The sequence below is a fragment of the Adhaeribacter sp. genome (genome assembly GCF_057359045.1).
Genome location: NZ_JBMQUD010000044.1, coordinates 1 through 13,807 on the forward strand (window position 1 = coordinate 1; position 13,807 = coordinate 13,807).

Below are 13,807 nucleotides of genomic sequence, written 5' to 3' on the forward strand. Positions count from 1 at the left end.
AGTTTTCCTGTTTTTCCTTCCCCAAAAAATTGGCCTACAGTTACGGTACAACTTCCCTTGTACAACGAAATTCATGTGGCAGAAAGGTTAATCGATACCATCATGGCGCTGGATTACCCAGCCGGGAAATGGCAGGTTCAGGTTCTGGACGATTCGACCGACGAAACCACCCAACTGGTAGCTGACAAAATTGCTACTTACCAGGCCCAGGGCAAAAACGTAACCCACGTACGCCGCTCTAACCGCCACGGGTACAAAGCAGGCGCTTTACAATATGGTTTAGCTTCCGCCACCGGCGAATTTATTTGTATTTTCGATGCTGATTTTTTACCGAATCCCGACTTCTTAAAAAAGACCATACCGGCTTTTACAAGTTCTAACATTGGGGTAGTACAAACCCGCTGGGGCCACCTGAATCAAAATTATTCTTTACTTACCCAGCTCCAGGCCTTTGGCTTAAATGCGCATTTTACCGTAGAGCAAACCGGTCGGGCAACCGGAGAACATTTTATAAATTTTAACGGCACCGCGGGTATTTGGCGCAAAACCTGCATTCTGGATGCCGGAGGTTGGCAACCCGATACTTTAACCGAAGATTTAGATTTAAGTTACCGCGCCCAGCTCCGGCATTGGCAGTTCCGGTACTTAGAAAACGTAATTGCCCCGGCCGAATTACCAGCTACCATGCCGGCCATAAAATCGCAACAGTTTCGCTGGACCAAAGGTGCCGCCGAAACTGCCCGTAAAAACCTCGGCCAGGTTTTATTCTCTAACCAAAACTTTGGCACCAAAATAAACGGCTTTTTTCATTTGTTAAATAGTTCGGTTTTTGTTTGCGTATTTTTGGCAGCTTTGCTCAGTATTCCAATTTTAACTCTCCGGAGCACCGTAAGTTTACCGGGGTGGTTTACCTCCGGCGGATTATTTGTATGTAGTATTTTAATCCTTTTGCTTTTTTACCTGATCTCTTTCCGGCAGGCCGAGCCCGATACGCCTGGTTGGCAATTTCTGCCCAAGTTGTTTTTGTTTTTATCTTTTTCAATGGGATTATCGTTGCACAACAGCATTGCTGTACTAGAGGGCTACTTGGGCAAAAGCAGTCCGTTTATTCGCACCCCCAAGTTTAACCTCCGCTCGGGCAAAGATCAATGGCAAAAAAGTTTGTACCGGGTGCGTAAAGTACCGCCCCTTACCTGGTTCGAAGGGTTGCTGTGTTTATATTTTTTAGGGGGGATTTACCTGGGATTCCGGCTGCAAAGTTATGGCATGCTGCCTTTCCACAGTATGCTGGTGTTGGGCTTCGGCGGTATCTTTTACTACACGGTTAAACACAGCCGTTAATTTGCCATGCGTATAAAATCAAGACCGCTTTTTATTTTTTCTATTCTGGGTTCTGCGGTAGCTTACTTTTTTCTGGCTTACTTTTCCCCCCGCACGCACTTTGGCATGGTACTGGGACTTTACAGCGCGACTTTTGCCGCCTATTTGTACCTGGCAAAATATCCTTTAACCCTGCGAGCAGGTTTTACTATCGGCTTTTTTTTCCGGTTAATATTTCTGGTAGCCACGCCGGCCCTTTCCGACGATTATTTCCGTTTTATTTGGGACGGTACGCTCCTCACCCACGGCCAGAATCCTTACCAACACCTGCCCGTTTACTACCAACAAACCGACATTACGCATCTCTATCCGGCCCTAACGCCCGTTTTATTTGCGGGCTTAAATTCGCCGGAATATTTCTCATTGTACCCACCCATTTGTCAGGCTTGGTTTGGCCTAGCTAATTTATTTGGCGGAACCAATATATTGGCTAATCTGGTGCTTATGCGGCTTGTTCTTTTGTTGGCAGAAATTGGCTCCTTTATTATGTTAGTCCGGCTAGTAAAAATTTTGCAACTACCTACAAACAGAATCTGGTGGTACTTTTTAAACCCCTTAATTATTCTGGAAATTACCGGCAACTTACACCCCGAGGGTTTATTAATATTTTTTCTCTTAGCCAGTATATACTTTCTCCTGAAAAATAAAACAGTATTATCCGCCATTTTATTGGGTTTAGCCATTGGGGTTAAGCTCTGGCCGCTCATGTTTATGCCGGTACTACTCAAAAAATTAGGTTTTAAAAAATTTATCCTCTACGGGCCCTGCGTGCTGCTGGTCGTAACACTGCTCTTTATTCCTTTTTTATCGCCGGCTTTGGTTTTAAATATTCTGAATAGCTTAGATCTATATTTCCGGCAGTTCGAGTTTAATGCAAGTATTTATTACGTGGCCCGGTGGCTGGGCTACCTGAGCTGGAATTATAATCTGATAGATGTAATTGGCCCGCTGCTTTCTTTTGTTACCCTGGCCGGAATTCTTTACCTCGCTTTCCGGCCCATAAGCCTAAATCAGGAGCAATTTATTACCATTTTATTATTTTCTTTTTCGGTTTACCTGTTTCTGGCTACGGTAGTGCATCCCTGGTATTTATGCACCCTGGTGGCATTAACCACGCTTACGAACTGGCGGTACCCGATTGCCTGGAGTGCGACGATATACCTATCTTATGCAGCTTATGCCACCAAAACTTATTCCGAAAATTTACTCTTTGTTTTCCTGGAATATACCGTGGTTTTTGGGTTTCTGGCTTACGAATGGTACTGGCACCAACAACAAAAGAATATTTCCCCTTCTCTGCAATCTACCGGATTACCAGCTACTGGTGCGACTTAATCCATTACTGTTAATCTTTTATGTTGTTCAGGCTTAATAATAGCCGGCACTATTTACAAGTAATTATTCGGAGGCAGAGGTGCTGATTTCGAGTAAAGGCCGCATTAAAAATTCTTTAAAAGGTTTGGCCAGTTCCATGGCTTTTAAAACTTCTGGCAAGAGATTCTCCGATGTAATTACAGCGTCGGGCAAAGGGTAAGAAACCATCCAGCTTTTATGCCGCAGGTAAGGCATTGCCGGGTTTTCTTTTTCATAACCTTTGGGGTTGGTTTTTAAGGTCTCGCCGCCTATATCAGCAAAATATTTCTTAAAATCAGGTTCGTTTACCAGTTCCTGCAGTTCGGGGAGGTTATAGTCTATTTCCTGACGAACGGCTTTCAGAAACTCGGCGGGCGGCATCCACAAACCGCAGGCAATAAACGACTGGTTTTGCGGGCACAAATGCAAATAATAGCCGGGGTAAATAGATTTGCGTCCTCCTTCGGCCAGATATGCGCCAAAATGGTCTTTGTAGGGATTTTTATTTTTAGAAAACCGCACATCGCGGTAAATCCGGAAAATTAGATCTTTACCATTTTGTTTCTGTGCCAGCGGTTCAAAAGCTGCTGCTCCGGCCAGCAAAGCGTCCAGGAAGTTAATAAAATCGGTGCGGGCGGCATCATACCTTTCTTTGTTTTGGGCAAACCACTCCCGGTCGTTGTTTTGCTGTAATTCTCTGATAAACGTGAGGGTACTCTTATCTATATTTTGCTTCATGGGTTTAAATATTAAATACCAGACCAAAAAATTGGGCCGGCCATTCTTCTTTAAATAAATAATGCTGGAGAATATTGTATTGTAAACATTACAAGCCAAAGGCACTTAATGCTGCCAGTAAGCATTTCTTTTTACTTCCTGTAACTGCAGGGTTCGTCCGTCCCAGGTTTGCTGCGTTACCAGCGTATGCGGATAGTCTTTTGTAAACGTATACACGTTGGTTTTTTCAGGCGTTAATTGTACCCTTACCTGCCACAACTGGCCGGAGATGTTATTTTTAGCAGTTGTAACCATAAAATTAGCCTGATAAATAGCGGGGGTATCTGCTTTATTTGTTTGCAGCAATTCGGCAACCGGTAAAGTAAACGTGGTATTTTCTTTAAAACGCAAGCTTCTTAAGGTGTACGGCAGTTGATCTTCAAATAATATATTGCCCGCTAAGGTTGTTTTTCCTTCGCCCTGGTTATCCCAGTAAGAATTGTAAGCGTATTGAAAATTATGGCCGTTATGGGTTATGGTTTTAAATGTATTGCCACACCACTCTTGGGAGGAACTGGTAATTTTATGAACTTGCACCGGGTTTTCGCGCCGGAAAAACAAGGACGTAAGGTAATGGTACGGATAATTATCGGTGGGTATGCGGCAGAAGGCATTTACTTTCATTACCGGAAATAAATCCTTGCGGTTATAATCGTCGGTTTTTACGTTAAACTGTTTGTTAAAATCTTCTTTAACGGTAATTAAAGTGTACGCAAAAGATCGCTTTTTACCATATACTACCCTTTCGGCTTGATAAGTAGCCACCTCGGCCAAACCATCGTCCCAGAATTTATTTTCTGCCCAGTTTAAATTAAAATTTTCTTTTATTACCCGCGTAGCAGAACCGGCATCGGGCTGACTGGCACAACCGGCCACAACCGCAATGGCCACCACAACCGCCAACGATACATGCAATAAGTATTTCATAAGCTTACATCCCGAAATGTACGGAGCAACCGGAAAGCAAATTTAAAAATATTTTACAGCGATTTTTAATTATTAAGTCACTCCAGCACTTAAGCAAATAAACTGGGTAGTTAAATTTTACCCATTACCACCATTGCCTCCAGGGTAGGATTTACGCTGCCGCCCTGGGGTTCAAGGGTAATTGCAAAAGCCTGGGCATCTGCCACATTTTTCATTGGAACCAAGGGCTGGCCGCTTTGCGCAGAATCTATTAGGCCGGCATCCTGGGGTTTACCGTTCTCGATAGCCCATAACTGGTATTGCTTGCCCGCTGGGGCTGCCGGCAAATTATTAACGCTTATTAATAATTTCTGAGAGGGTTTATTCCAGTACACAGTGGCTTTGGCTTCCGGCGATTGGGCAACTCCAGCCAGCACTACCCGCAAAGTAGCACTTTCGGTTAGCAAATCGAGGGTTTGCTGGTTATGCATAAGCTGCTGCTTAACCTGTTGTATATTTTGCGCATATTGCTGTTGCGATGCCAAAGCTTGTGTGTATTGTTCTTCAGCGTTTTTCCAGTTGCGGTAAAAATAAAAGCTTAAAACATTGCTTAAAATTAACAAGGTTACGGCCGCCGCTACTAACAGGTTAAATCCTTCCTTCTTAACGGCTTGGTCGGGCGCTTTACTGATAGGAATAACCCGTCCGGCGGTGGTGTTATCGGTTAGTAAGTTATTATCGGTAACGAGCTTTGGTCCGGGTTTAACGTTGGCTTGGCTTACAGCATTTAAAACTTTTTCCCGCAAATGCGCTGGGGGCGTAACGGCATGTAATTGGGCATATCTATCAAGGGCGGCCAAAATAAGATCCAGTTCGGCTTGAACGGCCGGATACTGGCGCGCAGTCCTTTCTACTTCGGCCTTTTCTTCAGGCAAAAGCACTCCGGTAGCATACAGTTCCAAAACGCCCGACGATATGTATTCTTCTATATTCAATTAAACTTAACTTAACAATTTTACCAGCATTTTCATGGCGGCCCGGGTACGGGTTTTTACTGTACCCAAAGGCAAAGCCAATTCTTCGGCTACTTCACTTTGGGTATAGCCGTCAAAATACATCATATCAATTATTTTTTTCTGATCCGGCGTTAATTTTTCTACTATTTCCCGGACCCCAATATTATCCGGCTTTGTTTCGTAATTAGAAGTTAGTTGCTTAACCGGACTATTATCGATGGTATCTATTTTTGAACTTACGCGATATTCCTTCGACCGGATTTTATCGATAGCGGCATTGCGGGTAATATTTACCATCCAGGTAAATAAGCGGCCTCTTTCCGGATCGTATTGATGGAATGACGTCCAGATTTTAACAAAAGACTCCTGCAATACGTCTTCGGCCAGCACTTCTGATTTTATAATCCGCAATATAATACCGTAAAGCGCGGCCGAATACCGGTCGTATAAAATGGTCATGGCAGCTTCGTCGCGCTGTTGCAGGCGCTGCACCAATTCTTCTTCGGTAATGGATATGTTACTTGGTGGCGACAAATAAATATTAATTAACAGAAATAATTAAAACATTTAGGAGGCAGTTGGAACCTTTACCTGCTTAAACCCGAAAAAAAGTTTTTTGTTTATCTTAATAGCCGGTAACTGGATAGTTTTTTTTATAACCGGCTTTTGCAAATTATAAATATTAAAATACATGGCAATTCAATCGATAAACCCAGCCGATAATACAGTTCTAAAAACTTTTAATTATCATTCGCCGACGGAGCTTCAAAATATTTTACACCAGGCAGATACCGCTTTTACCAACTGGCGGCATACCAGCTTTGCCGAAAGGGCTCAACTGATGCAGAAATGTGCCGACGTGCTGGAGAAAAAGCAGCACCATTATGCCGAGCTGGTAACATTAGAAATGGGCAAACCTTTACAACAGGCGCTGGGGGAAGTAAAAAAATGCGCCAGCGTTTGCCGATATTATGCGCAACACGCAGAAAACTTTTTGCAAGACGAAATAATTAATTCTCCGGCCCAAAAAAGTTTTGTTTCTTATGAACCTCTGGGCGCCATTCTGGCGATTATGCCTTGGAATTTTCCGTATTGGCAAGTTTTCCGGTTTGCCGCCCCGGCCCTGATGGCCGGTAACGTGGGGATTTTAAAACATGCCTCTAATGTGCCCCAATGTGCTTTAGCCATAGAAGAAATATTCCGGGAAGCGGGTTTCCCGGTGGGGGTATTTACCACTGTGCTCATGCCAACCGACCAAACCGAAAATTTAATAAAAGACGACCGTATTAAAGCGGTAACCCTAACCGGTAGCGAAGGGGCCGGCTCTTCGGTAGCGCAGATTGCCGGCCGTGAAATTAAAAAAACGGTACTGGAACTGGGCGGCAGCGATCCTTTCCTGATTTTAGAAGATGCGGATATCCAAAAGGCTGTAGAAACCGCGGTAAATTCCCGACTGATTAATACCGGCCAAAGCTGTATTGCCGCCAAGCGGTTTATTGTAGCCAAACCCATTGCCGAAGACTTTATGCAACGCATGAAAGCCAGCCTGGAAAGTAAAAAGACCGGCAATCCGCTCACCGACGATTGTGATTACGGCCCCCTGGCCCGGCGCGATTTAGCCGAGAGTATTCAGAAACAAGTAGATGAATCGGTGGCAAAAGGCGCGCAAATTTATTTAGAAGGCGGCTGGCAGGATCAGAACTCGGCGTACTTCCACCCCATGATGCTGACGAACATAAAACCCGGCATGCCCGCTTACGAAGAAGAATTATTTGGCCCGGTAGCTTTAATATTTGTGGTTGAAGATGCCCAGGAAGCCGTTAGAATTGCCAATGACCACCGGTATGGTTTAGGGGCTACTATTTTTACCCGCGATATTAAAAAAGGCGAGCAATTGGCCCGGCAAATAGAATCAGGTAATGTTTTTATCAATGCGATGGTGCAATCATCTCCGGAAATCCCTTTTGGCGGTATTAAGAAATCGGGCTACGGCCGGGAATTATCTACGGTAGGCATCCGGGAATTTGTAAACCAAAAAAGCCTCTGGATTGGTTAAATTATTTGAAGGTCTAAATATTATCTAAAAAATTAAAAAAATGCCTTCTGTAAACGACATGTCCTGCTTACTTGCTTTGTAACCGTATAATTAAGCAGCCCAGATTTAAAATCGGGCTGCTTAATTTTTCTGGTTACGCATGCATCTCCAAAATATTTCCCAAACTGAAGTAAAATATCAGCTGATTGTTTTTAAGACTTCTCAATTATGGAAGCAGTTTATGTAATCTCATCATCAGTGGCTTCCGGTAACAAGATTTGAAGCGCAGGTATAATCTTTATTCCTGTTAGTTCCAAGGCTAATTCTTTGCGGCCAATACTTTATCGGGTGTTTCAACCTTAATTTATAATAATCAAGCTCCAATTGTAGCCCCAATTTCGTAAAATATACGGGTTGATGGCCTCCTTAAAAATTTGGCTTAATGGCTTGTACAGCGTATATTTAGAAATCCGGCGTACAGGTTCACTCCTTAGAAAACAACCTATTTAGCGCTTCTTAAAAAACACCATTATGCGGAGGGGCAGCAAATTTTTTCTTTCCCAAAGAAGGCTAGCCCCTACTATACGCTGTTTGGCCCAGTTTACCTTTATCTTGTGCTTTTGTTTTATCGGTTTAAAAGGGCAGGCGCAGCAATATTTTAATTTTAACCAAGACCGGGAAAAGCTGACGTTTAAATTTACGATGCACCGGAATCTTATTATTATTCCGGTTTACCTGAATGAGCAGGGGCCATATAATTTTGTATTAGATACGGGGGTTGGTAATGCAATATTAACGGATCCGGAGCTTTTAAATACCCTCCAACTAAAAAAAGAACGCGAAATTAAAGTTATGGGAGCGGGCAGCGACCAACTTGATTTAAAGGCTTATACCGTTTCTAATGTAAAGGTAGAGGTAAATGCCGTTACCGCGCCTAACCTTAGCCTAACCATTTTGTCGGAAGATGTTTTTAATTTATCGGCTTACGTGGGAATGCCTATTTATGGCATTTTGGGATACCAGTTTTTTAACAGTTTTGTGGTAAAAATAAATTTTACAGAACTAACCTTAACCCTGTACAAGCCCGAAAATTTTGTTTACCGCAAGCGCAACGGCGTCCGGATTCCGTTCGAGCTCGACGACCAGAAGCCGTACCTGTACGCCTTAACCACACTAAACGACTCAATTACCGTTAAAACCCGCTTAATTTTAGATACCGGTGCTGGTCATGCTATTTCGCTCGAACAAGGTTCACACCCGAATATTAAAGTACCGTCCCCCGCTTTACGTACGCAATTGGGTACTGGGCTTAGTGGCACCATCAGGGGATACCTGGGCCGGGTATCGGGTTTTCAGTTAAGCAAATACAAATTCAACAACGTTTTAACTTCTTTTCCGGACCACGATGATGTAGCTGCCAAAGTAACCAAAACCATAAGCCGCAACGGCAACTTAGGCAACGAAATTCTCAAGCGGTTTCATGTTACCGTCGATTATTCCCGGAGTAGCTTAAGTTTAAAACCCAACAATAGTTTTCGGGAACCCTTCGAGCACGATATGTGCGGCATAGAAATAATGGCCGTGGGCCAGGATTATAACCGGTATATAATAAGTAAAGTAGAACCTGGCTCGCCGGCGGCTGAGGCGGGCTTGCAGGTAGAAGACGAAATATTATTTATTAATACCGCCGCTGCGCACGCCCTTACTATCTCGCAGATAGATAAAATATTGCATTATAAAGATGGTTACCGGGTTATTATAATTATCCGGCGCAATAACGAACTGATGTACCGCTTTGTAACCTTAAAACGCCGGATTTAATTTATTTTACAACGACCGACAAAGCAAAGTAAAAGATTATTTAGGCAGCAGGTTTTTAATTTTATAGTAAACATCGGGCAAGGCGTAAATCTTAACCAGTTCTTCCCAGGTCCGGCCCTGCCCTTCGTGGGCATCAATGGTAACTTCGCTTTCCCGGATGTAAATCAGCATTTCTTCTAAAATGCCCCGGTTTACCAATATTTGTTCCTCATCGTTTAATTCAGGATCTTGCATGTGCGTTTACTAAAATGAGGTTTAAATTTTACCCTCTAATATTAAATTTTTCCTTTAAAATTTTACCGTAAACCGTTTTGGTTAGCTAAAATATTTGAATGATTATCTAACATAAAATATTGCTGCTCTTAGCCCCAAAAACTTAAGCTTCTTTGTATATTAATTATTGGCATCCGGCTCGGGTAATTCTTTTACCGGCATTATTACCAATTCATGAATGCGCCAATCTTTTTTAACTACTTCTTCGGTAGCATTGGCTATTAATTGGGCTAAATTATTTTCTTGGGTGGGAATTACAAACGCCTCGCCCATGTAAATATGGCCTTCTTCCCGAAACCGGACCTGTACCGCCTGTACCCAACTTTTTTGCGCCAAAAAATCTTTAATATCGGCTAATACCGGATCGGTTTCCTGATCATTTACCGTTTTAGGAATTTGGTTCATTAGGTCGAATACGGCTTGCCGCAAATTTTTATAACCATCGTGAATAATATCCAGCGAAATTAAGGCCGCAGCAACAGCATCGGCCCACCAAAATCCCATACCAATACCAATTATACCCAGAATGGCAGCCAAGGCTGTCATCCAATCGGCTTTGTTCATTTGGGCATCGGTATACAAATTTTTTTCGTGCAATTTTTCGGCTAAGGGTAATTTTAAGCGGCCCAAAATAACCGCCGGCAGCGAGCTGTACAGCAAGGCGGCAATCATGAGATAACCCAGCCAAAAGCTGTGGCCAAATAGTTCTATCATGCCAATCGTGGGCCTATCCTGCTTAATTAAAGTAAGGCTGGAGTCGATGATTAAAAATAAACCCACGCTAAACAAAGCCAAAGCACTACATAAATAAGCAATGCTCACCACCCGGTGGTATCCGTACGGAAATTCTTTATTCGGCTGTTTTAAGAACAAACGGGTTGTTATTAAAAACGAAACAGAGGGTGTCAGGCTTAATAAATCTTCGAACCAAGCTGTTTTCATGGCTTGCGAATTGCCCATAGTTAAATACATAACCACTACCGTAGACATTAAATAGGCGATGGTAATCCACTCCAGGCGTTTTGCTTTTTTAAAATCGGGCATTAATTCGGCCGGATATTCAAAATTGCTGATTGGTTTCATAAAGTTTTACCGCCGTTAAGTTTATGTTTTTGTTCGTTTAAGAACTTTTCCAGGCTCAATACAAACGCGTTTTCGCCTTTAATTACAGCTACTACGTGTTTGTCTTTACCGGTCTGCAGGTAAGGCCGTGTAAAAGAAATATGCTTACTCCAGGCGTTTTTACTTTTAAAACCGCCAATAACCAGGTGCAGTTCTCTTTTTTCCAGCTTTTCGAAAAGATCCTGTTCCGAATCGTTATTCCAAATAATTAGCGCATTTTGGGTTTGGGCATAAGCTTTTACTAAATTGACTTCCAGCCCGCTGGGTTCGGTAGCCCCTTTTATTACCCATGGCGGATTTTCAGTATAGCCTACCATTAATTTACCGTGATTTAATTGGGATAATGTTTTTTCCGGATCTTTCGGAAAATTGGAGCAGCTAAATAATAAACAGCAACTCGCAAGAATCCACCATTTTTTCATATATATACCAGGTTGTGAGGGTTAAGCCATAAGCCAATGCGCGTATACGAAAAATATTACTTCTTGAATATTATTTACCCACTTTTGTTCATTTAACCCATATTATGTAGCCGGCTTTGGCTTGCCTTTTAATTTTAAAGGAAGTAAAACCAGAAAATTGGTTAAGTTTTTGGTAAAATATACGCAGGCAATTGGGGTAATTCAATTTATTTAAGCTTCCGGTTTTTTTATGCGTATAACTTAAATAATTAAAAAATACTATGTATATTAAACTGCAGGAAAAAAGAAATAAACAAATACCAAAACAGTCTGTTGCCAGTTATATAAGTAAGCACCGGGTTTACTTAACTATTAAGTTTTCCCGGCTATAATTATAAGAGCTTAAACCCACTTTAAATTTGATTTAAGATATAAAGCGCACATGATTTTTATCACATTAAAATGAACAACAAATGGACAACCTGACTTACGAAGTGATTGAGAAAGAACAAATTCCTTTGCTAAAATTCAGTCATGATGATGTGTTGAGCGATGCTTTGGCCCGCAAAAAAAGATTGCACGATATTTCGCGGGCAACCGCGTTGGGCAATGGTTACCACGGCAAAGTAGAAATATTTTTTGAAACGGCCGATGGTGAACCCAAACGGGTAGCAACCACCATCTGGGACCACGACCAAAACTACCTTATCTTAAAATCCGGTGCCTCCATTCCGATTAATTCGGTTTATGGCATTGAGTTTTTTTAAGACGTAGGCACCTGAATTAATTAAGCCGTTAGTGCCAGCCGGTCCAGGGTTTTGCGAATAAGTTCATCAATCACCATTTCGTGGTTTTCGTGAAACTGGTAAGTAGCCCGGTTGGCCACAATGGCATTTAAAGAAATAACTTCGTGACCCAATAATCGGCCCAGGGCGTACAAACCAGCCGTTTCCATTTCAAAATTGGTGAGCATAAAGCCATCAATATTTTCGGCAACTACGGTAAATTTTTGCAGATCTTCGATTAAGTTTTCCTGTTTTAAGCCTAGCCGTAAAGAGCGGCCCTGCGGGGCATAAAATCCTGGGCAAGTAACTGTATGGCCCGGCACCATATCGTAGCCTAATTGTTCCCGTAAAATATCGGAACCCCGCACGCAGTATGGCTGGTAACCCAACCGTAAAGCTTCCTGTAAAGCACAGCTAATGGTGGTTTCGTAGCCGGTTTGCACCAAAGGGTAAAATTGCATGAGCGAATCTAAACCAATAGCGTACTCGGTAACCAAATGACTACCCAAAGGAATATTACCTTGGATCGTACCCGACGTACCAATGCGGATAATGTGCAACGGAATTTTCTCTTCGTTTATCGTGCGGTTAACCAAATCAATATTTACCAGGGCATCCAGTTCATTTAAAACAATATCTAAATTATCGGTGCCAATTCCGGTAGAAATAACCGTAATGCGTTTGCCTTTGTAGTAACCGGTGTGGGTAATAAATTCCCGGCGCTGCACCGATACTTCAAGTGCATTGAAATACTGACTTACTTTGGCTACGCGTTCGGGATCGCCGACAGTAATAATGGTATCGGAAATATGTTCCGGAAGTAAATTGAGGTGGTACACACTGCCATCGGCGTTTAATATCAATTCAGATTCCGGAATTCTCATAGCTTTGCGGGTTAGGGTTAAGTTACGTACGGTTTTAGTTTAAAAGAAGAGAGCATTTAAGTAATCCCTAAATGCTCTTTTGCTTTATTTTTTCTCTTTACGGTATAACCCTTTAAAAGGATTATACCCGTTGGTTTCTTTTTGGTAATACCCGGTTCCGTTATATGGCCTTTTATCCGGGTGGGTTTTGCAGGTATCGGAGCAAGCCCCTTCCATTTCTGCACCGCATTTTTCGCACATGGGTACGTGAATATTGCAGGTAGAATTGGCACAGTTTACCATGCGGTCGCTGGGCTCCTGGCAAACATAACAACGCGAAATTACCTTGGGGTTAACTCTGTTTACATCTACGGTCAGCCGGTTATCGAATACGTAGCATTTGCCTTCAAAATCTTCGCCGCCTTCTTCTAAACCGTATTTAATAATGCCGCCGTGCAACTGGTAAACATTCTTAAATCCTTTCTCGAGCAAAAAAGCACTGGCTTTCTCGCACTTTACCCCACCGGTACAATACGTTAAAATCTTTTTATCTTTCAGGTTCTCCAGCTCTTCAATTTTCTCCGGAAAGTCGCGGAAATTTTCGATATCGAGCGTGAGGGCATTTTTGAATTTACCTACCGTGTGTTCGTAATCCGAGCGCACATCCAGCAAAACCACGTCTTCCTGGTCTTTCATTTGTTTAAACTCCGCCGGCGATACGTGAATACCGGTTTTTTCCTGCGGATTTATATGCCGTAAGCTAGAATGTACAATCTCGGGTTTATACCGCACGTGCAGCTTGGTAAATACATGGACATCCGAAGGTTCTACCTTAAAGTCGATGTCTTTAAAACGCGGATCAGCTTTAACGGCTGTCATGTATTTTTCACAGTCTTCGCGCAAGCCCGAAACGGTGCCGTTCAAGCCTTCGGCTGCTACAATAATCCGGCCCAGCAAATTTAATTCCAGGCAAAGTAAATGGTGCTCTTCCCGGAAAGCTTCCGGATCGGCAATAGTGGCGTAATGATAATAAAGTAAAATGCTGTAGTCTTTCATAACGGGCTTAGTTTCAGGC

At 42.7% G+C, this 13,807-nt stretch carries 14 protein-coding genes; 5 read left to right on the forward strand and 9 right to left on the reverse strand.

Annotation, left to right across the window (positions count from 1 at the left end; all coding sequences use genetic code 11):
* Together ACO1R6_RS07915 and ACO1R6_RS07920 are read left to right on the forward strand one after the other, a co-directional pair.
* Positions 1-1,341: cellulose synthase family protein (locus ACO1R6_RS07915; RefSeq protein WP_486263698.1), on the forward strand; the 1,341-nt coding region annotated here is incomplete at its 5' end.
* Between the two features lie 6 nt (positions 1,342-1,347).
* The gene (locus ACO1R6_RS07920) at positions 1,348-2,715 is read left to right on the forward strand and encodes an MptA/MptB family glycosyltransferase (protein WP_486263700.1); all 1,368 of its coding nucleotides are present in this window, start codon (positions 1,348-1,350) and stop codon (positions 2,713-2,715) included.
* Positions 2,716-2,778: 63 nt separating this feature from the next.
* Here the strand turns inward: ACO1R6_RS07920 and ACO1R6_RS07925 are convergent, their stop codons facing one another.
* The 4 genes from ACO1R6_RS07925 to ACO1R6_RS07940 all read right to left on the reverse strand — a co-directional run bounded on the left by ACO1R6_RS07925 (position 2,779) and on the right by ACO1R6_RS07940 (position 5,966).
* Positions 2,779-3,471 (reverse strand): DUF2461 domain-containing protein, encoded by a 693-nt coding sequence (locus tag ACO1R6_RS07925; RefSeq protein ID WP_486263702.1) that lies wholly within the window; start codon positions 3,469-3,471, stop codon positions 2,779-2,781.
* 105 nt (positions 3,472-3,576) lie between these two features.
* On the reverse strand, positions 3,577-4,437 hold the full coding sequence (locus ACO1R6_RS07930) for a hypothetical protein (protein WP_486263703.1): 861 nt from the start codon (positions 4,435-4,437) through the stop codon (positions 3,577-3,579).
* Between the two features lie 110 nt (positions 4,438-4,547).
* Positions 4,548-5,411: an anti-sigma factor gene (locus tag ACO1R6_RS07935; RefSeq protein ID WP_486263705.1), complete on the reverse strand. Its 864-nt coding sequence runs from the start codon at positions 5,409-5,411 to the stop codon at positions 4,548-4,550.
* A gap of 6 nt (positions 5,412-5,417) precedes the next feature.
* Positions 5,418-5,966, reverse strand: a complete 549-nt coding sequence (locus tag ACO1R6_RS07940) for a sigma-70 family RNA polymerase sigma factor (protein ID WP_486263706.1) — start codon at positions 5,964-5,966, stop codon at positions 5,418-5,420.
* Positions 5,967-6,123: 157 nt separating this feature from the next.
* Here ACO1R6_RS07940 and ACO1R6_RS07945 point away from each other — a divergent pair, with 157 nt between their 5' ends.
* Complete coding sequence (locus ACO1R6_RS07945) at positions 6,124-7,488, forward strand: NAD-dependent succinate-semialdehyde dehydrogenase (RefSeq protein ID WP_486263708.1); 1,365 nt, start codon at positions 6,124-6,126, stop codon at positions 7,486-7,488.
* Positions 7,489-8,169: 681 nt separating this feature from the next.
* A complete protein-coding gene (locus ACO1R6_RS07950) occupies positions 8,170-9,288 on the forward strand; it encodes an aspartyl protease family protein (protein WP_486263710.1) in 1,119 nt (372 codons plus the stop codon).
* A gap of 36 nt (positions 9,289-9,324) precedes the next feature.
* On the opposite strand, the gene ACO1R6_RS07955 is transcribed toward ACO1R6_RS07950, so the two are convergent.
* The 3 genes from ACO1R6_RS07955 to ACO1R6_RS07965 all read right to left on the reverse strand — a co-directional run bounded on the left by ACO1R6_RS07955 (position 9,325) and on the right by ACO1R6_RS07965 (position 11,000).
* Complete coding sequence (locus ACO1R6_RS07955; RefSeq protein ID WP_486263711.1) at positions 9,325-9,522, reverse strand: hypothetical protein; 198 nt, start codon at positions 9,520-9,522, stop codon at positions 9,325-9,327.
* Positions 9,523-9,681: 159 nt separating this feature from the next.
* Complete coding sequence (locus tag ACO1R6_RS07960; protein WP_486263713.1) at positions 9,682-10,644, reverse strand: cation diffusion facilitator family transporter; 963 nt, start codon at positions 10,642-10,644, stop codon at positions 9,682-9,684.
* Positions 10,641-11,000: a transporter substrate-binding domain-containing protein gene (locus ACO1R6_RS07965; RefSeq protein WP_486263715.1), complete on the reverse strand. Its 360-nt coding sequence runs from the start codon at positions 10,998-11,000 to the stop codon at positions 10,641-10,643. Before ACO1R6_RS07965 ends, ACO1R6_RS07960 begins: the two co-directional genes overlap by 4 nt.
* Positions 11,001-11,557: 557 nt before the next feature.
* Between ACO1R6_RS07965 and ACO1R6_RS07970 the strand changes: the two genes are divergently transcribed.
* The gene (locus tag ACO1R6_RS07970) at positions 11,558-11,851 is read left to right on the forward strand and encodes a hypothetical protein (protein ID WP_486263716.1); all 294 of its coding nucleotides are present in this window, start codon (positions 11,558-11,560) and stop codon (positions 11,849-11,851) included.
* A gap of 20 nt (positions 11,852-11,871) precedes the next feature.
* Here ACO1R6_RS07970 and ACO1R6_RS07975 read toward each other — a convergent pair whose 3' ends face one another.
* Positions 11,872-12,753: a nucleoside phosphorylase gene (locus ACO1R6_RS07975; protein ID WP_486263718.1), complete on the reverse strand. Its 882-nt coding sequence runs from the start codon at positions 12,751-12,753 to the stop codon at positions 11,872-11,874.
* A gap of 84 nt (positions 12,754-12,837) precedes the next feature.
* Complete coding sequence (gene trhO / locus ACO1R6_RS07980) at positions 12,838-13,788, reverse strand: oxygen-dependent tRNA uridine(34) hydroxylase TrhO (protein WP_486263719.1); 951 nt, start codon at positions 13,786-13,788, stop codon at positions 12,838-12,840.
* Positions 13,789-13,807 lie beyond the last annotated feature (19 nt).